At 59.6% G+C, this 21,114-nt stretch carries 14 protein-coding genes and 1 pseudogene; 9 read left to right on the top strand and 6 right to left on the bottom strand.

Going from position 1 to position 21,114, the window contains the following annotated elements; all coding sequences use genetic code 11:
* Nucleotides 1-40: 40 nt before the first annotated feature.
* On the bottom strand, nt 41-2,773 hold the full coding sequence (locus HZA03_06295; protein ID MBI5637561.1) for a cation-transporting P-type ATPase: 2,733 nt from the start codon (nt 2,771-2,773) through the stop codon (nt 41-43).
* Between the two features lie 132 nt (nt 2,774-2,905).
* On the opposite strand from HZA03_06295, the gene HZA03_06290 reads away from it, so the two are divergent.
* Nucleotides 2,906-4,891: a NapC/NirT family cytochrome c gene (locus HZA03_06290; protein MBI5637560.1), complete on the top strand. Its 1,986-nt coding sequence runs from the start codon at nt 2,906-2,908 to the stop codon at nt 4,889-4,891.
* A 16-nt stretch (nt 4,892-4,907) separates the two neighbouring features.
* On the opposite strand, the gene HZA03_06285 is transcribed toward HZA03_06290, so the two are convergent.
* The 5 genes from HZA03_06285 to HZA03_06265 form a co-directional block, all read right to left on the bottom strand.
* Nucleotides 4,908-7,610, bottom strand: coding sequence for a cytochrome c3 family protein (locus tag HZA03_06285; protein MBI5637559.1), 2,703 nt, complete (start codon nt 7,608-7,610; stop codon nt 4,908-4,910).
* Nucleotides 7,611-7,700: 90 nt separating this feature from the next.
* Nucleotides 7,701-8,066 carry a hypothetical protein gene (locus HZA03_06280; protein MBI5637558.1) on the bottom strand — a complete coding sequence of 122 codons (366 nt, stop codon included), beginning with the start codon at nt 8,064-8,066 and terminating at the stop codon, nt 7,701-7,703.
* Nucleotides 8,067-8,154: 88 nt separating this feature from the next.
* Nucleotides 8,155-10,566, bottom strand: coding sequence for a hypothetical protein (locus HZA03_06275; GenBank protein MBI5637557.1), 2,412 nt, complete (start codon nt 10,564-10,566; stop codon nt 8,155-8,157).
* Nucleotides 10,567-10,585: 19 nt separating this feature from the next.
* Nucleotides 10,586-11,323 (bottom strand): cytochrome C, encoded by a 738-nt coding sequence (locus HZA03_06270; GenBank protein ID MBI5637556.1) that lies wholly within the window; start codon nt 11,321-11,323, stop codon nt 10,586-10,588.
* A 34-nt stretch (nt 11,324-11,357) separates the two neighbouring features.
* Nucleotides 11,358-12,557: a hypothetical protein gene (locus HZA03_06265; GenBank protein ID MBI5637555.1), complete on the bottom strand. Its 1,200-nt coding sequence runs from the start codon at nt 12,555-12,557 to the stop codon at nt 11,358-11,360.
* 341 nt (nt 12,558-12,898) lie between these two features.
* On the opposite strand from HZA03_06265, the gene HZA03_06260 reads away from it, so the two are divergent.
* The 8 genes and pseudogenes from HZA03_06260 to HZA03_06225 all read left to right on the top strand — a co-directional run bounded on the left by HZA03_06260 (nt 12,899) and on the right by HZA03_06225 (nt 20,989).
* A complete protein-coding gene (locus HZA03_06260) occupies nt 12,899-13,990 on the top strand; it encodes a hypothetical protein (GenBank protein ID MBI5637554.1) in 1,092 nt (363 codons plus the stop codon).
* A 125-nt stretch (nt 13,991-14,115) separates the two neighbouring features.
* The gene (locus tag HZA03_06255; GenBank protein ID MBI5637553.1) at nt 14,116-14,931 is read left to right on the top strand and encodes a ferredoxin--NADP reductase; all 816 of its coding nucleotides are present in this window, start codon (nt 14,116-14,118) and stop codon (nt 14,929-14,931) included.
* Nucleotides 14,932-15,080: 149 nt separating this feature from the next.
* A complete protein-coding gene (locus HZA03_06250) occupies nt 15,081-15,596 on the top strand; it encodes a Spy/CpxP family protein refolding chaperone (GenBank protein MBI5637552.1) in 516 nt (171 codons plus the stop codon).
* Between the two features lie 18 nt (nt 15,597-15,614).
* Entirely contained in the window at nt 15,615-16,121 is a 507-nt protein-coding gene (locus HZA03_06245) for a sigma-70 family RNA polymerase sigma factor (GenBank protein MBI5637551.1), read from the top strand.
* Entirely contained in the window at nt 16,118-16,474 is a 357-nt protein-coding gene (locus HZA03_06240) for a hypothetical protein (protein ID MBI5637550.1), read from the top strand. The genes HZA03_06245 and HZA03_06240 overlap by 4 nt, the downstream gene beginning before the upstream one ends.
* A gap of 122 nt (nt 16,475-16,596) precedes the next feature.
* Nucleotides 16,597-17,570 (top strand): annotated as a pseudogene (locus HZA03_06235) (Lrp/AsnC family transcriptional regulator).
* Between the two features lie 31 nt (nt 17,571-17,601).
* Nucleotides 17,602-18,540 (top strand): sugar kinase, encoded by a 939-nt coding sequence (locus tag HZA03_06230; protein MBI5637549.1) that lies wholly within the window; start codon nt 17,602-17,604, stop codon nt 18,538-18,540.
* Between the two features lie 190 nt (nt 18,541-18,730).
* The gene (locus HZA03_06225) at nt 18,731-20,989 is read left to right on the top strand and encodes a chemotaxis protein CheA (protein ID MBI5637548.1); all 2,259 of its coding nucleotides are present in this window, start codon (nt 18,731-18,733) and stop codon (nt 20,987-20,989) included.
* The last annotated feature ends 125 nt before the right edge of the window (nt 20,990-21,114 follow it).

Genomic DNA, 21,114 nt, shown 5'->3' with positions numbered 1-21,114 from the left:
GGGGAAACCGCCCGTTTACGGGTTGATAAAAGTCAGGGTGTCAGGCGGCGGCGGGGGAGGGGCGGAGCGCCTTTCGCAACTCGTGCGCCACCAGGAAGAGGGCGGCGGCGGCCAGCGGGTAGCGCCATTCCGCGGCGGTGAGCGGCGCGGTGTGGAAAAAGGGGTTGATCCACGGCACGTAGACAATCGCCAGCACGAAGAGGAGCGAGGCGAAGAAGGCGGCCAGCAGATGGCCGTTGGTAAACAGGTAGACGCCGAAGACCGACTTGTCCGTGCGGCGCGAGAGGATATTCATGAACTGGCAGAGGACGATGGCGCTGTAGGCGGCGGCCAGCGCCCGCTCGTAATGCAGCGTTTCGTGCGCGTGGCCGTAGTAGATTCCCATGAACGCGCCGAACGCGAACAGCCCCATGAGAAAGCCGAAGAAGATGATGTTCGGAAGCGTTTCCCGGTTGATGATGTGGTGATGCAGTGAACGCGGCGGGCGGGTCATGAGGCCCGGCTCCGGCGGGTCGTAGGTCAGGAAGGTGAGCGGGAGCATTTCGCCGATGAGGTCGACCGCGAGAATTTGCACCGCCAGTAATGGTTGGGGAATGCCCCAAAAGCCTCCCGCGAAACCGAGCAGCACGCAGGAAAGCTCGCCAAAGTTCGAGGTGAGGGAGGAGGTTATGGTCTTTTCGAGGTTGCGGTAGATCGTGCGCCCTTCCCGGATGGCGACGACGATGGTGGCGAAGTTGTCGTCCAGCAGCACGAGGTCGGCCGCTTCGCGCGCCACCTCGCTTCCCTTGAGCCCCATCGCGATGCCGATGTCGGCCCGCTTGAGCGATAGCGCATCGTTGACCCCGTCGCCGGTGACCGCCACCACCTCCCCCCGCGCTTTGAGGATTTCGACGATGCGTAGCTTGTCCCGCGGCGTCACGCGGGAGAAGATGACCGAGCGCGCTTGCAGCGTCCGATCCACAGCCGCGTCGTCCATCCGTTCCAGTTCCTCGCCGTCGATGACCTCCGGCAGGCGTTGGCCATCGGCCAACATGCCGATGGCGTGCGCCACCGATTTGGCGGTGGCGGCGTTATCGCCGGTTATCATCACCACCTTCATATGCGCCGCGTAGGCGGCGGCAACCGCCTCCTTCACGCCGTCGTGCAGGGGATCCAGCATCATGACGATGCCGGAGAAGATCAGATCGCTTTCCGCCTCTTCCCGCGTATGTGTTTCACGCGGGGGGATGTCCCGGTACGCCAGCGCCAGCACCCGCAACGATTGAATGGCGTGGCTCCGGGCGAGGTTCAGCAGCCGCTCGCGGTCGGCGTCCGTCAGCGGTTTCACGATGCCGTCGGTTGCATAAAACGCGCAGGCGGCCAGCACGGTTTCGGGCGCCCCCTTGGCAAAGACGATACGCTTTTCCTTGTGTTGGCGCACCACCGACATCCGCTTTCGCTCGTTATCGAAGGGGAAGAGGGTGATGCGGGGGTAGAGGCGGTCCACCTCGTCAAGATCATACCCCGCCTTTTGGGCGAGCGTGGCGAAGGCGGCGTCGGTGGGGTCGCCCACGGCGTACCATGCGCGGTGTTCGGCGTCGGGGGGGTGGACGGTTCCGGTGGAGGCGAGATAGCCGTCGAGAAAAAAGACTTTCAGGTCGCCGATGGTCTCGCGGTGATAGCTTTTCCCGGCCGTGTCGACGATTTCGCCTATGGGGGCGTAGCCGTGACCGGAGATGAAGAAGACGCGGCCGCCGAAGTGGCAGTGGCTGATGGTGATCTCGTTGCGGGTGATGGTGCCGGTTTTATCGGAGGCTATGGCGGTGGCGGCCCCGATGGTTTCTATGGCGGAAAGTTTTTTGGCCACCGCGTTTTGCCGCCCCAGCCGCCGCATCCCCAGCGCCAGCGCCACGGATATCTGGGTCGGCATTCCTTCCGGCACCAGCGCCGCCGCCACGCCGATGGCGAAGACCAGCGCCTCGTGCAGCGGCGTTTGGAAGAGGAGCTTCACGGCGAACAGAACGGCCATCACCGCGAGCGTGATGCGGGTGAGCTTGCGCGCGAGGTCGCCCACCTCCTTTTGCAAGGGGGAGGGAACCATGCCGATTTCTTCCGTGCCGGCGGCGATGCGGCCGATTTCGCTGTTCATGCCGGTGGCGAAAACGATGCCGCGGGCCGCGCCGCGCGCCACCGTCACGCCGCTGAAGACACAGTTGTCCTGGTTGGTCACCGGCACGTCGCGCGTGATGGCCAGCGCGTGGCTTTTAGGCTGCGGCATCGTTTCGCCGGTGAGGAGGAAATCGTTGGTTGCGAAATTTTCGCTTTCGGCAAGACGGATGTCGGCCGGTACGCCGTCCCCCTCCTCCATCAGCACCACGTCGCCGGGGACGAGGTGCAGCGCGCTGATCTCCAGCACCGAACCATCGCGCACCACCTTCGCTTCGGGTATCATCATGGCGACGAGCGCCTCGATTATTTTTTCCGCTTTATATTCCTGGTAGAAACGGATGCCGGTGTTTGCCGCCACGATGCCGAACATAAGCAGCGCGTCGCGGTACACTCCCAGATATACGGAGATGAGGCCCGCCGCAATAAGGATGATAACCAACAGGTCGGTCAACTGTTCCAGCGCAATGCGCGGCATGGAACGCTTGTTTATTTTTTCGATCCGGTTGGGGCCGCTGGCCTTCAGGCGGCGCGCCGCCTCCTCCCCGGAGAGTCCGTTATGCGGGTCGGTCCGCAGCGCGGCGGCCGTATCGGCGACGGAACAGCGGTAAAATTTCATGTCGGGCATTATGCTTATATTGTAATACGTCCGCGCCTCCCCGGCGATGCGGGAGATGCGGAAAAACGCCATCCCCCTTCTTCCGCCCCGCGCGGGATGGTATAATGCAGCCATCAATTCGGGGAAGGTTTAAAAAATCTTATGGGTAAGCTCAAACGAGCTCTCGCCATCGCCGCGTTTTCGCTTTTCGGTCTTGCGATCCTCACCGCCGGCTTGGCTGTTTTCACTTCCCGCTCCAGCTTCTGCGTTACATGCCACTACATGCAGCCGTTTTACGACAGTTGGCGGAACTCCTCGCACAAAAAGGTCGAATGCATCGAATGCCACTTCGCCCCCGGCCTTAAAGGGGCCATCGCCGGCAAACTGAACGGCTTGGTGCAATTGGTGAAATACACCTCGCTCACCTATAAAAAATCGCGCCCGTGGGCCGAGATACCCGATGAAAGCTGCCTCCGGACCGGCTGTCACGAAACGCGCCTCCTCAAGGGGAGGGTCAACTACAAAGAAGGAGTGGTGTTCGACCACGTCCCGCACCTGGGAGATTTGAAACGGGGAAAGAAACTCCGCTGCACCAGTTGCCACTCGCAGATCGTGCAGGGACTGCATATCACCGTCACGGCGACCGCCTGTTATCTCTGCCACTTTAAAACGGAAGAAGGGGGCGGCACGCCGAAACAGGCCGAATGCACCGTCTGCCACGCCCGCGATGTGATGGCGCGCCGCTCGAAGGCCGGTGAGCTGCGCTATGACCACGGTATCGTGCTGCGCGAGAAGCTGGCCTGCCAGACCTGCCACAGCCACACCGTTATGGGAACCGGCCCCGTCGCCAAGCAAAACTGTTTCGCGTGCCACTGGGATAGCGAACGGCTCAACCAGTTCAGCGACACCGGCCTTATGCACCAAACGCATATTTCCGAAAACAAGATCGAATGTATGCGGTGCCACCTTGCCATCGAACACAAGCTCCGCCCCGGCGACGCCAAAACGGCGGCGGACTGCCAAACCTGCCATCCGTCGCACCACAACGCCACGATTACCCTTTTCACCGGCGAAGGGGCCAGCGGCGTTCCTTCCTTGCCGAACCGGATGTTTCAAATCGGGCTGAACTGCCGGGGTTGCCACATCTCCCACGGCCTGACGGTTGCGGGTGAAAAAGCCCCCGGCTCCTACTATGCCAGCGGCAAAAGCTGCGACACCTGCCACGGACGGGGCTTTAGCAAACTTATCAAAACGTGGCAACGCGCCGCCGATGAGCGTGTCGCCGCGCTGAAAAACGCGGCGGCTGAACTGGAGGGACACTTGGCCGGCAAAGGGGCAAAAACAAAATTGGCCGCCCTGCGCGGAAACCTGGACATCGTCGCGCACGGCAACATCGTGCATAACGTCCGTTATGCGAACGAGATACTGGAAGCGGCGCGGGCCTCCCTCGCGGATATCGGCACACAGGCAAAAGTTTCACTTGCCCTGCCGCCGGCCGGCATAAAGGAACGGAAGCCAAACGCCGATTGCCTCACCTGCCACTTCTACCTGGACAAGGCCGCCCCGCTGTATGCCGGCCTGCCGTTCAATCACAAGACCCACGCCGGAGCCGGGTTTGAATGCCAGCGGTGCCACAGCATCGCGGTGAAACATGCCGAACTGACCATCGACAAGGCGGGATGCGCCCCGTGCCATCACCGGAAAAAAATCACGAAGAAATGCGAGGAGTGCCATACGCCGCAAAACGACATCATTCAGGGACGATGGAACGCGGTGGATGAGCCGAGCATGAAGAGCCTCGATTTCCCCTGCACCAGGTGCCACCTGATGAACGGCAAAAACGTGACGCCGGAGGATTGCGCAGCTTGCCACAAAGATCCCGCCTACGCGGAAAAAATGAAAAAGGGGGTGAAAGACATGGACGCCCTCATCGATGAGTTGCGCGCCGGCACCGCCCGCGCCGGAAAAATGAACCTGTCAGCGGATCAGAAACTGGCCGTTGAAAACGCCCAGGCGTTCGTCCTGGGCATCGTAAACGACGGCAGCCACGGCATGCACAATCCAAAGCCGATCAAACGCGCCGCCAAGGATATCAAGAAGAAGCTTGACGGAATCGCCCCGCCGCCGGAAGCTCCCGTAGCGCAATAAGATGTATTGACCGGCATCAGCCGAAGATGGCCGAGAAGATTATCAGCGCCACAAGCAAGAGTCCGGTCAAAAGGAACATCATGCCGAAAAAGAAAATGGCCCGTTCATACGGTCTTGGCAACTGTTCATCGGTAATGAACGCATCAAGCTCCCCCGCCGCGCGGCGCCGCTCGTATTCGCGGCCGCGTTCTTCCATAAACCGCTCCATCGTCATCCGGCCGGAGAAAATGACGGTATCGACAGGGAAGCTGTCGGGCCTGAGATCCGTATTGAAAAAGTGGATGGTGAAAATAAAGCCTACCGCCAAAAGCGCTTCTTCGCCATGGATAATCGCGGCTATGTTGATTGCCCATCCCGGCAGGAACCAGGTGAACAATTCGGGGAACCAGAGCATAAGGCCGGAGAGGCCGATCACCGGCACGCCCCAGAAGATGGCGAAATAGTCGAACTTTTCCCAGTAGGTCCAGCGGTCGTAGACCGGCCGCGGCCCCTGGCCGACGGACCATTTCACCGTCGCGATGAAATCGCGCACGTCATCCATGTTCGGCGCCATCGAGTCCTTGCCTAAAAAGAACGCCTTGGCCCCCATGCCGCTCCGCCGCCAGCGCAAGAACACCTCGCCGATGTGGTAGAAAAAATAACCGAAGGTCACCACCGCGCCGATGCGGTGCAAAAGCCCCGCTCCCGCCACGCCGCCGAACAGTACCGCCAGCGCCCGCGCCCAGCCGGTTTCCGAGAACTTGAGCATAAGCCCGGTGGCCGCAAGCAGCAGGAAACTGACGATGACAAAGAGGTGGGTGATCCGTTGCGCCAGGGTGAAGCGGATAAAGTATTTATCGGCGCGGCGCGGAGACTGGCCATGCAACCGGACATGCCTGAGCGCGCGCGGCAGCCACGCCAGCGTGTGCAGCCCAAAAAATCCGAACACGCCGGCAAGCAGCGCCATCATGAACATATTCGTCCAAAACAGCGCGGGATACCGCCCGCGGTCATGCGGATCGCTGTGCGCGATAAAAGAGGTGAACCGCGGCTCCGCCGAAGGATGGCATTTGCGGCAGGTTTCCAGCCGTTTCGCCGGGCCAACTTCGCTTGCCGGATCGTCCACCGCGAGGGTCATGTGCGGGTTGTGGCAATCGGCGCATTTCGCCGATTTCATATAGCCGAGCCGCCAGGTTTTTCCATGCATGGAGGAGAGATATTTTTGGGCCAGATCCTTGTGGCAGTTTCCACATGCGCCGGTCACGCTCACCATGAACTCGCTTTTTCCGGTTTCGCCGATCCTGTGGGCGGTGTGGCAATCAACGCAGGTGGGGCGGCCGGCCATTTTCCCCGGTTCTTCCGAATAATGAACACCCTTTACATAGGCCGTGTAAATGCCACGGTGGCAATCGGCGCAGGTGGCGGTGACATTGTCGCGGTGTACCGCGGAGCGCGGATCCCCTTTGTTCACTATCAAATGACTGCTGTGGCAATCGGTGCAGACCGCCGCGACGGTCAATCCTTTCAGTTCCACCCCTTTGCCATGCACGCTCCGGGTATAGTCGTACTCCGCCGGATACGGCTTCCCGCCTTTGCCGCCACCGTGGCATCTGCCGCAGAGTTTTGGGATGGCGTTGTGATACGTGGCCGCCGTCACATCGCGGTGATTTTTGATGCCGTGGCTGCCGTGGCAATCGGTGCAGTATGGCGCGTTCCCGTTTCCCGCCGCGCGGAGCCTGCCGTGGGTGCTCTGTTCATATTCATCCGCAAAGCGGGCGTGGCAGTTGGCGCATGCCACGTTCTCCATGCGGATGTCATGTTTCCCCTTTTTTGCCAAAGCGCCGGTATGACAGGTGATGCAGGGGATGCCGGCATGCACCGATGCGGCAAGCTCCGCCGTGTCGGCGGCGACGACTGGTTTGGCCGTCCCGGCAATGGGTGCGGCGTGACATTTCAGGCACTCGGCCTCGCTTTTTCCCGCGCGCGCGGCCATGACGGGCGTCCGCCGGTGTACCGGGTGGCAGGTGGCGCAGGCGATCCGCCCTTTTGCGCCCGCCGCGCTTTTGAGGATTCCCGCGTGGCGCTTCCCCATCCCTTCATGGCAGCGTTCGCATGTGGCGGGTTGATTGTGCGGGGCGACCGACGAAAGACGATTGGTGGCGGGAAGCACGCGATGGCTTTCGTGACAATCGGCGCAGGTGGGGGCGGCCAACAGCCCTTTGGCATAAAACGCGCGTCCGTGGATCGCATCGCTGAAGTTCCGCTCCACGCCGCCGGGCTTTCGCCATGTATGCGGCGCTTTTCCTTCGCTATGGCAACCGCCGCAAAGCTCCGCCAGGTTGGCGCGGTGAACGCGCGCCATCCGTTCACGCGCGGCGGGTACCGAATGCCCGTTGCCGTGGCAAAAAGCGCAGACGGGTACGGCGCCGCCCCCCTCTTTCGCCTGTTGGTGATGCCCCCCCGTCTGGTAATCAATCGCCACATCGCCGTGGCACCGGCCGCACACCACCGCGTCCAGGCCCTCCTTATGCACCCCCTTTTTCAGCTTTGCGGTGGTGTGGCAATCGGCGCAATCGAGACCTTTATGCACCGAGCGGTCCAGCGCGGCGGGATCGACGAACAGGGAGACGGCGGCATCTCCCCGTTTTACGGCAAGGGTTTTATCGGCATGGCATGCCTGGCAGGCATCACGCTCCGCCGCGGACGCGCACAGCGGGAGCAAGGAGAGAGCTATCAACATTACAAGGCGAATTTTTCCGGCCATAATGCGACCCATTCCGCCATTCATGGCGCGGCGGCGTCCTGGATGACGCCGCGCCGGTTAAGGGGGCTATTCTTTCTTAACGCTGTGGCACTTTACGCAATCTTCTTTTACTTTAACGTCAAAGCTTTCTTTGCCGTTGTGGCAGACGCCGCAGAATTCCCCTTTTTCCATCGCCTCCATCTTCACCTCACCCTTTGTTTCCTTGGTCCGCCCCAGCTTGGAGGAGAAAACTTTCGGGTGGCAGGATGTGCATTTGGGAACTTTTTTCTCGTGCTTCGCGTGGCTCAACATGACCCAATCGTCTTTGCCGGTGTCTTTCATCACGAAATCGGCCGGCGGCTTTTCCTCTTCATCCTCATCGTCCTGGGCCATAACGGGGGTGACAGTGAAAAAGATGGCCGCTAACAGGGCCAGCGGCAAAACCCGCCCCATCCCAATTCGCCCCATGATCAGGACCATCTTTCACCTCCCTTAACGTAAAGGTCATCCGCCGGCGTTTCCGCCGGCGGGTAATTATTCACTACGGCCTGCCGCCGGTCTGCGTTGCGCCGCTGCCGGTCAACGGGTCGGTTGCCGTGGCGCTGCTGTCGATAAGATACGCGATGGCATCCGCTTTATAGGTTACGCCGCCGGCCAGGCTGTTCAGGTATCCCGGCGTGCTGTGGTTAAGCGTTTGATCATCCATCCAGTCCATCGAATCGTAAATCAGCCGCTTGGCGTAGTACCGGTTGTGGGCGTAGGCGCCGGGATCGTGTTTCAGCAGATTATAGTTAAACGCCGCTCCCATATTCTGCTGGCCGATGGCCTTGGTTGCGCCCCATGAAGTGGCGGCGGTGGTTCCGGCGGCATTGGAATACCAGTACGGGTAGTTGGCGGAGTAGTAGAACCCTTTCGAGGCCATCAACTCTTTCAACGCTTCAAGGGTGCTCTGGAACAGCGTGTTCTGGTGTTCCAACTCCGTGGCGGTCATGCTGTATTGTCCGCTGTGGCAATTGGCGCAAACCGTGGTGGTAATCGCGGTGAGAACGCCGGCGGAATCCTTTTGCACCGGGAGGAAGCGGTGCGATCCGTAGTTCGCCGCGGCATCAGCCGTGGAAGTCATATGGCATCCCACGCATGGCCCGTTGGCGCCGGTGTTCGGCGCCAGCGTGGAATCCAGCCCAATCTTGTCGTGCCGGTAGTAAGACGGGTTTGCGTAGTTGAAGGTGCCGGTGGAACTGTAGTAGGTGTACCCCGTTTCGGCAAAAATGGTTCCCCCGGCGGTAAGATAATGCGAGTTGATAAAGCTCGTTCCCGAAGTGAAAGTTCTGGTGGAACTCTTGATGCTGCTGCCGCTTTCACGTCCCGTGTGGCACGAGATGCAGATGTTGGAGCCTTTTGCATCCGGGTAGGTGACGGGGGCGGCGCCGGTGGTGGTGAAATCGGCCAGCGCCTGGGCGTCGCCATAATAGGTGACGGTAATCGCTCCGGGGTCGCGCAGCGTTCCTTTGTTGTCGGAGTGGCAGCCGTTGCACGCCAGCAAATCCGGTTTGAAGTTCACATCCAGCGTGAACGGCGGCGTGTAGGTGGCGCCGGCCTTCAATGCGTCGAGGTAGGCGGCAAGGCCGGTGGCGGTATGGCAACGCTGGCAGACGCCCCGGTCGGTGCTGGGATTGGTCGTTTTATTCGACCAGTTGTAATGCGCCCATGCGCCGAGGGCGGTGAAATCCCCCCCGTGCTTCGAGGCGTGCCACTGGCGGTTGATGGTCACATTGGCCTGGTGGGGATTGTGACAGTTGGCGCAGGCGCGCGAATCCGCGAAGTCGATCCTGTACCCCGTCATGTCGGCGCTGTTGGTCGACGTTCCGGCGCCGCCAAAGTTGCCGCCCGTCGCGAAATGGGTATCGGTGATGATTTGGCTGCCATCGGTGGCGGCCGCGCTGTTAACGGCCGGATCATGGTAAGCGGCGGTGTTTTTTGTGCCATCGGCTTTGAGCAACTGGTGGCAGATATTGCAGGTGGCGAATTCCGCCGACCATGTGCCGTTGGCAACATTAGCAAACGGCGTGCTCACCACCGTGGGCGCCCCTGAAATTGTGACGGTGGTCAACGTCGCGCCGTTCTCCGCCAGGAAGCGGCCGGGGTTGTGCGCGTCATGGCAGGTTTTGCACTCCACGGCCGCCGCGCCGGTGATGTTGGAGATGGCGGCAAGGGCGGTGCCCGCATCGGCATAAGTGGATTGGCTGGTGGAGAAGCCATCGTAAAGCTTCATATACCGCTTGGCGCCTTCATCGGTATGGCAGCGTGAGCAGATGGCGGTGACCTCGGCGGTGGCGCCGGAAGCCAGCACCTTGCCGTTGATCGACGCCGCGTGCGCCGATGCCGTGTAGTCGGTATAGATATTAAGCTGCTCCTTGTAGCGGGCGAGGGTGGTGTGCGGATAATTGGCATTGTGGCATGTGCCGCAGCGGGAGGAGGCGGGATTGTTATAAACCAGCGGCCCCACGCCATAATGGTTGCCGCCGTTGCCGTGGCACGACTCGCAGCCGGCAATCGGCTTGTTCACGGTCCCGAATGTATCAAACCCGGTGTCGAGGTAGAAATTCAGTATTGCCTGCCCTTCATCATTCGTGTCATGGCAGGAAGCACAGGAAGATGCCCAGTTTGAATCGGTATATATCGGCGAACTGTTTGCGTTTGCATGGCGCGAATTCAGCCATCCCGGGCCATTGGCCGCCACCGTCTGCGTGTCGCCAAACGGTTTTTTAAGCCCTGCCGGACTGTTGTTGTCCGCATGGCACTTGAAGCAGGTTCGGGCGCCCGCCGCGGCAACTCCCGTGCCGCTGGCGGCGGTTCCCGCGCTTCCCTTCTTGGCATCGCCGCACGCCGCGAACAGAAGCGGCACCGCGGCCGCCATGAGCATAACCGCCAACCGTTTCATATGCCTGTTCATAACAACCCCTCCAATGCGTTTAAGGATGACACCTGTCACATGTTTTGCCCCCGCTGGCGCCGCGCATTTTTTCCGCGATCTTCGCCCAATCTTTCGGATGCGGGTTGCGTTTTAAACCATCGGTGGCGGCGTGGCACTTCAGGCAGACGTCGCCATCGGGATGGCATGATTGACACGATGCGAGATCCTGGCGCGCTTCGCGCGCGTGCTGGGCCGACCACTCGTGCTTCGGCAGCAGGCTGTTGGGGTGGCACTGCTGACACTGTCCGGCGGTGAAAGAGCTGTGCTTGACCCCGCCCAACTGAACCGCAAGCTCTGAAAAACCCTTCCGGTGCGAAACGCCCATCAGGTCGTCTTTGTTGAACCGGGCATGGCAATCGGCGCAAAAACGCTCGGTGTCGTGGCAACGCCGGCAAGAAGAGGGATCATCCTTCGCCTTGAGCGGGTGAAGTTCACGGAAATCGGTCCGGTGCGATTTGGGCAAGTAATCCGGGCCGCTGGTGCTTGCGTGCAGATCGGCGTCGATTCCGCCGCCATAATGGCAATCGGTGCAGAACGCCTGTTCATGGCAGGTTTTGCAGTTGGTGTCGCTCTTCAACGCATACGTGCGATGGCCGGTGGTCCAGACCGGCCCGTGGTTTTGGGCCACATTCATATCCTTGTGGCACTCGTTGCAGACATCGCGCGGTTCCGTGGCATATTTTTTGTGGGCAAAAGCCCCGGCATCGCCCGTGAACAGGCACAAGAATCCCATCATTACCGCGGAAAGCGCCGTGGCGCGCATAACGCGCTCAGAAACTGATATCAAAGGCCGCCCTCCCCACAAACCGGTGGTTGAAGTTTTCGTTCACGTTCTCTTCCATCCGCAACGTCACCTGGCTGTTTTCCTTGATCCGGTACTTGATCCCCAACCAGTAGCGCGAGGCATTGGCCCAGGCGTCCACCGTTTCCACGCGCTGATACATGTCGCGCTGAACGCCGGCCGACAGTTTGAAATCGCCTGAAGCTTTATAATCGCCATAAATTTCGCCTCCCCATAGGCGCCCCCCCCGCCCCTGCCGGTTATCCAACGCCACATTCACCCACGTGCCATCCGTAGGCTGGTACAGCCCTCCCAGCGAAATGACGTCGGCGGTGTCGTTCTCCTCGTACAACTGCCGTTTGTATGCGGCGAAGGCGGAAAAGCGCGCCGTCACGTCATAGGCGGTCTTCAAAAGGTACTCGCTGTAGCGATCCACCGCGAAAACGCTGTAGATTGAGGTCGAATCAAATGTGGGATACGCCTGGTAGTATTCCCCCCGGATCGCCAGGCGCGCGGTGGGATAAATATCAAGGCCGGCGATGATGGTGTCGAACGACTCCGTAAGATTGCCGTAGGCGGCTCGGGCATACGGTTTTGCCCAGCGGAACGAAGAGGCCACATTCACCCCCACCGTTTCGCGCGCGGTGTTTTTATCGTCGTATTTGCGCAGATAACTGATGTCGGCTTCGGTGAGTCCGGCGTTCTTCAGATAGATGCTGGCGGCCGCCGCCATTCTCCTGTCGGTGGAGTAATCGGAGTTGATCGGCATCTGCACATCCCCGCCGGCCGAAAACGCCATCCCGGCATATTGCGAAAGGTTGCGGAAATCGGCGGTCAGCCCGTCGAGTATCATTCCGCCGGCGGAATAGCTGGTGTACTGCCGCCCCATCCGCAATGAAAAAAGATCAAAACCCCAATAATCGAGATAGCCGTAATAGAGGCGGCCACTGGCGGCGGTATCGCGCAGATTTCCCGCGCCGAAGTCCTTCGATACCCTGCCGTAGCCGGTAAACCGCATTTTGGATTCGCCGTCATATTTAAACTTGAGGTATTCGGCCACCACCGGGTTGCCTTCGCCCAGCCAGTTTTCACCCCAGAGGAACTGCGAAGATGATTTAAGGGAGAAGGATGCGGCTCCGGCGGCGGCGGGAAAAAGACAGACGAGAAAGAAAAAGCCGAAGCCCGCCATGCGAAAAGCAGAACGGAGACTCCCCATCACCTATCCTCCCTTTACTAGGATAATCATACCACCAAGGGAGACTATTCATGCCTTAAATCTGACTGCGAAAGCCGCACAGCGGTACACTATCTTTAAGAAACAAAAAACGGGAATGAAAACGCGTGGCTCCCGGCGGACTGATAGACATCCCGAACGGAATCGACCCGGCGCGGCGGCAATGCCTGCGCGGCATGCCGTCAAAAAACGGCCGGCGGGTTAACGGGTGCCGCTGACCGGCGCCGGCCCGCTAAAAAAACATGGTATGATGTAGCCGTAGTCGCGGGTGTTCATTATATTTGCGGGAGGCTGCGATGGGCCGGCGGATCATGCTTTTGCTTCTGGTGGTGGCGGTTCCGTTCACCGCTTTCGCAAAAACACCCGCGCCCTTCAAAGGCGCCGCCGCCTGCGGCGCATGCCACCAGGATCACTACGACAACTGGAAAAACTCGCTTCACGCCCTCTCCTATGGCAATCCGATATTCCAGGCCGCCTACCAGAAAGCTTACGCCGAAACCGCTGGCAAGGCGGCGCAAATCTGCCTTCCCTGCCACGCCCCCACCGCGCGGATAACCGGCGATTATGCCGCAAAGGACGAAATAACCCGCGAGGGGATCACCTGTGATTTCTGCCACAGCGTGGAAGATGTGAAAAAAGGGAAATTTGTGCTGAAGACGGGCGATGTGAAACGTTCCGCGCTGAAGGAGAGCGCTCCCAAGGAGCACGGCGCCGCCTACGGCGAGGCGTTCGCCACCTCGCGGCTTTGCTCCGGTTGCCACGACTTCACGAACCACCTCGGCGCGAAGGTGGGGAACACCTATGACGAATGGAAAAAATCGCAATACATGATGTCCGGCGTACACTGCCAAAACTGTCACATGGCCGAGATGCCCGGCAGAAGCGCCAAGGAAAACGGGCGCAACTCGATCCACGACCATTCACTCGCCCACAGCATGGAAAAAATGCTGGGCGCGGTGCGGGTGGAAACGAAAGAGCCGGTGCGCATGAACGACGCCGTGCTGGCCGACGTGCTGCTGGTGAACGAGGGGGCGGGACACGCCATCCCCACCGGCACTCCGGCGCGGACGCTGGTGCTGGAAGTGCGCGCGATGGATGCCGCCGGGAACGTGGTGGAAGTGAAAAAAAAGGTATACCGCAAACGGATTCTGGACGGCAAGGGAAACGAAATGCTGACCGATGGCGACGCGTTCCTCCATGGCAAAAAGGTGTCGAGCGACAACCGGCTTTTACCGGGGGAATCGCGGGTGGAAACGTTCCGTTTCGCCATCCGGCCGAAAAATATCGCCAAGGTGGCGGCGGAGGTTTACCTCTCCTACCAGCCGGTGGTTATCACAAAGACGGAAATGAAAATCCCGCTCTCTTCCGCCCACGCCAACGTGAAATAACTTCCCTCCGCCCACTCACTGTAACGTTCCACAAAACCGCATCGTATGCTGCCTTATGCCAAATAAGTCCGGCAGGAAGTGATTTTCCCATATAATGGGTATGGACAATTAACGGAGGTGGCCCCATGGAAGAAAACCAGTTGAACGCCGTTGTCCTGAAACGCGTTGAAGTCGCGCCCGGTTTGATAATCCTGCGTGTCCGCCCCGGGGGGTGGGAATTGCCGGACTTTGAGCCGGGACAATACGCCGTCCTCGCCCTGCCCGGCTCCGCCAAACGCACCGAACTGTCGGATCCCGACACGGAAGCGCCGCCCCCTGATAAGCTTATCAAGCGTGCCTACTCCATCGCCTCGTCTTCGAAGGAAAAGGAGTTTGTCGAACTCTACATCACCCTCATCCGCTCCGGATCGCTCACCCCCAGGATTTTCAACCTCAAAGAAGGGGACGGAATTTTCCTGGGCGAAAAGTTCAAGGGGATGTTCACGTTGCAACAGGTTCCCGAACAGTCGAATATCGTCATGATCGCCACCGGCACCGGCATTGCGCCGTATATGAGCATGATCCGCACGGAGTTCAAAGTCCGGCCCGAACGGCGCTTTGCCGTTTTCCACGGGGCGCGCCATTCATGGGATCTGGGTTACCGCGCCGAGCTTTCCACGCTGGCGTATTATTTTAAAAACTTCGCCTACCTTCCCTCCATAAGCCGCCCGGACGGGGAAAAAGAGGGATGGACCGGACATACCGGCTATGTGCAGGACCTGTGGCGGAAAAAAGCGCTTGAGCCGCGCTGGGGGTTTCAGCCAAAGCCGGATGATACGCACGTTTTTATTTGCGGCGCCCCGGCGATGGCGGAAGATATGTTGCAAACCCTTTCGTCCGAAGGCTTTAGGGAACATAAGAAAAAGGAACCCGGACAAATCCACCTCGAAAAATTCTGGTAAGCGGAATCTTTTTTGCGGCTTATCGGCAGCCACTGAGGGGCGTGGAGACATCCGATGACCGGGTTTCTTTCGTTCAGCCATGCCCGGCTTGAACTTTTCACGCCCGCCGCGCGTCTAATCGGTTAGACACAAAATAGAGGAGATGTGCCATGAACAAATCAACATTTGCGGGAACCTGCGCGGCGCTGGCCGTGGCGGCGGTTGTCGCCCTGGGAACCGGCGCCGTGGCGGCGGAACCCCGGGGAAACGGGCCGCGCGGGGGGGGCGGAGCGGGATACGGCATGCATGGGGGAGACGGAGAGGGACACCATCAGTGGATGGAAAAACTGAACCTGACCGCCGAACAGAAAAAAAAGATCGGCCAGATCCGTGACGAACAGCGCGAAGCCATCAAGACGGCCGCCGAACAACTCAGCGCCGAACATGGGAAAATGCGCGACATGATGCAAGGCGACGCCGACGATGCCCAACTGCGCGAACAACATGGCAAAGTGCGCGCGTTGCGCGCGGCGGTGGGGGAGGCGTGGTTTGAAGCGCTCCTCAAAATACGGGCGGTTCTCACTCCCGAACAACGCAAGCAAATGGGCGCGTTCCATCATGGCGGAATGGATTCCGGCGGCGCGAAACGCGGGGATTCAGGCATGAAGGGCCACGGAATGAAATAACCGTACTAGAATAGGGGCATGGTTCCGATGGATAACGGCGGCGCGGACCGGTTCCGGGCCGTCTATGAGACGCATGCCGGGTTGGTGCGCGCGGTGCTGTACAACATCTGCGGCGGCAACGACCTGGACGATCTCGTGCAGGAGACATTCATAAAGATATGGAAAGGGCTTCCCGGTTTTAAGGAAAATGCCAACATTAAAACGTGGATATACCGGATAGCCACGAACACCGCGCTGGACTGGTGCCGGAAAAACGCGGCGGCCAAAGCGGAAAACTGGCTGCCGGACATCCTTGGCGGCGAAGGGGGCGAGGCCAATGCCCTTTACCGCGACTTGGTGAAAAAAGGGTTGCGGCTGCTTTCGCCGGAGCGGCGGGCGGTGGTTACCCTCTGCATTTTTGAAGAACTTACGGTGCGGGAGGCCGCCACGGCGCTCGGTCTGCCGGAAGGGACGGTAAAGTCCCGCCTGCACTACGCCCGCGCCGAAATGGGGAAATTTTTCCAGGAAAACGGAGTAACCGCATGAACCGGGAACTTGACGAAAAGGATTTGGAACGGTTGCTGCGCCGGAACCGTCCCACTCCCCCGCCCCCGCCAGCGGGAGAATATGCGCGGATACTGGCCGCCGCGTCATCCACGGCGCCGCGCGGGTTTTTGGGGCATTTGCCCTGGGCGCTTGCCGCCACGCTCGTTCTGGCGCTTGCCGCCACATTCACCCTCGGTGGCGATAAGCCCCCCGCCGTCAACGGCGCGCGCGACACGCATGTGGAGGCGTTTTTATCCGATACCCTCGGAGAGGTGATGGCGGATCAGCCTGAACGGATTACGATGGAACCGATGAACGGATGGGACGCACTGCTGGAAAACAGCGGCCGGTAACCGCCGGACGGCGCCATCTCCAGGCGAACCCCGCGTGTTACGGAAAATGTGGAAATTGCTCCGCTCCGCGTTTTTGATATAGTATAGGCATTCAACTTTGACCCGACGGAATGGAGCTTTTTATGGAATTGGACAACATCGACCGGAGCATCCTGAACATCATCCAATCAGGGTTTCCCATCGATCCGCACCCCTATCAGGTGATCGCGGACGGCGCCGGAATCACGGAAGAAGAGGCGCACCGGCGCGTGGTGGCCATGAAAGAGGGCGGCATTATCCGCCGCATCGGCGCCAGCTATGATTCGCGCGGGCTTAATTTCAGCAGCACGCTTTGCTCGGTCAAGGTGCCGCCGGCGCTCATCGACGCGGTGGTGGCGAAGATCAACAGCTATGTGGAAGTGACCCACAACTACCAGCGCAACCACGCGTACAACATCTGGTTCACCGTGATCGCCGAATCCCCGGCCCGCATCAACCAGATACTGAAGGAAATAGAGACCGCCACCGGCTGCGCCGAGATACGCAACATGCCGGCCATCAAAAAATTCAAGATCAAGGTGGATTTCAAATTCAACGACGGAAAAGAGCAATCCAACGGCGCCGCGGAGGACGAAGAATGAACCCCGAAATAACCCCGCTTGACAAAAAAATCATGAAGGCCCTGCAGGGGAACATCCCGCTGTCGTTGCGCCCGTACAAGGAAATCGCCGACGCGGCGGGCATCACCGAACAGGAAGTGGTGGAAAAAATAAGCCTCTATAAAGAGAAGAAGTGGATCCGCCGCTTCGGCGCCATTTTGCGCCACCAAAAAGCCGGGTTCAGCGCCAACGGCATGGGGGTGTGGCCCGTGCCAAACGCGGAAGACCGCCAGCGGCTGGGGGAGGTCATGGCTTCCTTCCGCGAGGTGAGCCACTGCTACGAGCGCCCCTCGTACGCCGATTGGCCCTACAACCTGTTCACCATGATCCACGGCGAGAGCAAAGAGGATTGCGAAGCGGTGGCGAAACGGATATCCGAGGCGACCGGCATCAAGGACTACGGAATGCTCTACAGCAACCGGGAGTTTAAAAAAACAAGCATGGTCTATTTCCCGTGATTCGCGGGAACAAATCCAAGGGGGAGTTTGCATGACGTATCAAAAAGGGAACCAAAAAAACCTGCTGGTGGTGGGCACCGTCGCCATCGACTCCGTGAAAACGCCGTTCGGCGAGGCCGAATCGGTGCTGGGCGGGAGCGCCACCTATTTCTCCGTGTCGGCCAGCTACTTCGCCGGGGTCCGGCTGGTGGCGGTCATCGGCAAGGATTTTCCGGCCGATTACATGAAAATGTTCGAAAAACACGACGTTGACACCAAAGGGCTGGTCAAAGCGGACGGCCAGACGTTCCGCTGGCGCGGATCCTACGGATACGACCTGAACGTGGCGAAAACACTCGACACCCAGCTCAACGTGCTCATGCAGTTTGACCCGCATCTCGACGAGGCGCAGAGCAAGACTCCCTTCGTATTTTTGGGGAACATCGACCCGGACCTCCAGATCAAGGTCATCAAACAGCTCAAGGGGACGAAGCTGATCGCGCTCGACAGCATGAATTACTGGATTGAGACCAAGAAGGAATCCCTGAAAAAGGCGATCGAACTGGTCGACCTCGTGGTGCTCAACGAAATGGAGGCGCGCGAATTGACCGGCCACGCCAGCCTTATCAAAGCCGGGAACGCCATCCGGAAGATGGGCCCCAAGACCGTTATCATCAAGCAGGGAGAATACGGATCGATTGCCCTTTACGGCGGGGAAATTTTTTCCGCCCCCGCCTATCCGCTGGAAGATGTGTACGATCCGACCGGCGCGGGGGATACCTTCGCCGGCGGCGTGATGGGTTATATCGCCCGGCGCGGCGAAATCTCCGGCGAGATCATCCGCCAGGCAATGATCGTCGGCAGCGCGCTCGCCTCGTTCAATGTCGAAGCATTCAGCCTCAACAAGCTCACCAGCCTGACCATGCACAACATCGTCGACCGCTACAACGACATCAAGCGGCTCACCGCGTTTGAGGATCTCGTCCACTAGGCCCAAAAAACGGTTGGAATTTTTTTCGGGTGGGGGCGCTTAACCCCACCCGCCTTCGCGGAGCATCTGTTGCGGGAGGATGCGGGTGTTGCGGGTTGACAGTATTGTCGCAAAAATATACAATTAGAATGGTGTAACGCGCGGCAATTCATAGCGTTTTGCCGGTTTGGCCGGTGGGAGATGAGTGGCGATGGCTTCAAATAACGAAGCGATTTTAGAGAAACTCGACTCGCTTGCGCTATCCTGCACAATGGCTGACGCCGATCTTTCCGACCTTACCGCCACCGTCGGTATCAGCCAGCAAATCGACGAATTAAAAAGCCTCGTTGCGCCGCTTCAGCCGAAGGAGATGGGGTTCATCTTCGATGGCCTCGGGAAAATGCTGGAAAAATTCCTGCTCTACCAGGTGGAGCCGCATTCCGGCCCGATGGCGGTGGCGCAGATCGACGAAGCGATCAATCTTTGCCGCGATATGCTTGGCCCCTCCTATGACGCCGCAAACTTTGCCGAACGCGCGGCCGGGCTGATAGCCATCCTCAAGGAAAAATTCAGCGTGACGCCGGAAGCCCCCCCCGCCGCGGCCGGGTCGGCCGCCGTTTCCGCCAAGCCCGCGCCGGAGGCTCCCCCGCAACATGCGGAGACGGGAACGAGCAAGATCGTCCTCATAGACGAAAATGATGTGGTGATCTTCGAAGGCTTTTTGGACGAATCGACCGAAATGGTCAACAAGATTGAAGAGTACGTCATGGCCCTGGAAGAAAATCCGGAGAACATGGACATCATCAACTCGCTCTTCCGGGTCTTCCATTCCCTCAAGGGAGCGGCCGGCTTTTTGGGGATGAACGAGATCAATACGCTGTGTCACGACGCGGAAAACCTGCTGGATAACGCGCGCAAAGGGAAGATGAAGGTGGACCGCGAGTTCAGCGACATCGTGATGGTGACGCGCGACACGCTGGAAAAAGGGCTTGGCGCCATCGACGACACGCTGCGCGAAGGGAAAAAGAATCTGCCGAATTTCGAGGGGAAGGTCAGGAGGCTGGAGATCGATCCGGTGCTCATCCTGATTGACCGCAAGCTTTTCGGCGGCGGTGATGAAGAGCCGGCTCCCCCGAAATTGGGCGAGATTCTGCTGGAGCAGCATTCAGTTACGCCCGACCAACTTCAAAAAGCGCTGGAACAGAAGGCGAAGCCGCTGGGCGAAATCCTGGTGGACATGGGGGCCACATCGAAGGCCGAGGTGAGCGCGGCCCTCACCGCGCAGACCGCGGTTCAAAAGCCCCCCGCGGCCGGCGCCATCAAGGTGGACACCAAGAAGTTGAACCTGTTGCTCGAATTGGTGGGCGAACTGGTGATCTCGCAGGCGATCATCTCGCAAAACAATCTCTTGCAAAAAGATGAAAACCAGAAGCTTTCGAAGGACATTTCGGAGATGGCGAAGATCACCGGCGGCATACAGGATCACATCATGTCGCTGCGCATGGTGCCGCTCAGGCAGACCTTCCAGAAAATGAACCGGCTGGTGCGCGACCTCTCGCGCAAGACCGGCAAAGCGGTGAATTTCGTGGTGTACGGCGATGAGACCGAGATCGACAAGACCATCGTGGAGCAGCTCAACGATCCGCTGGTGCATCTGCTGCGCAACGCCGTGGATCACGGCGTGGAATCGCTGGAAGCGCGCCGCGCCGCCGGAAAAACGGGCGATGGAACCATCACCCTCGGGGCGTACCAAAAGGGGGGGAACGTCGTCATAGAAATCAAGGACGACGGCGGCGGCCTGAAGCTCGACAGGGTGCGGCAAAAAGCGGTCGAACGGGGGCTTATCGACCCCAACAAGCAGCAGACCGACGAAGAACTTACCGGCCTCATTTTCCTTCCGGGTTTTTCCACGCACGAGGTGGCGACCGACCTTTCCGGGCGCGGTGTGGGTATGGATGTGGTCCGCAAAAATGTGGAAAGCCTGGGGGGGCGCGTCGATATCACCACCGCGAAAGGAAAGGGGAGCACCTTTCTGGTGAAGCTGCCGCTCACCATGGCTATCGTGGACGGCATGTTGGTGAAGGTGGGGCCGGAGCGCTATATCATCCCCACCGTCGCCATCAGCGAATCGATCCAGCCCAAGCCGGAGCAACTCACCACGGTCACCACTTCCGGTGAAATGCTCAACGTCCGGGGCGAACTGATCCCGCTCATCCGCCTGAACCAGATGTTTGGGCTTTCGGACGCCAGGACGGATATCATGCAAGCCCTTGTCATTATCGTGGGCACCGAGAAGGAGAAGCGCGGCCTGTTGGTGGACGATTTGCTGGGACAGCAGCAGGTGGTGGTGAAGAACCTCGACAAGCGGTTGCAGGGGATCAAGGGGTTTTCGGGGAGTTCCATCCTGGGGGACGGCCTTGTGGGTCTCATCCTGGATGTCGGTGGACTGTTTGAACTGGCCGGAGCCTGAACTTCGCAGTATTTTCCAATATGAAAATGAGTCTGAAGGGAGGGGGTGCATGATTCCTCATCCCTGCGTCCCGAACTGTTCAAATATTTCTGTAAACAGCGCGTCCCTTGCCTCGTTCTTTTGTC

This window comes from Nitrospinota bacterium (assembly GCA_016217735.1).
Taxonomy (GTDB): Bacteria; Nitrospinota_A; UBA7883; order JACRGQ01; family JACRGQ01; genus JACRGQ01.
This window is presented reverse-complemented; position numbering and strand designations above follow the sequence as displayed.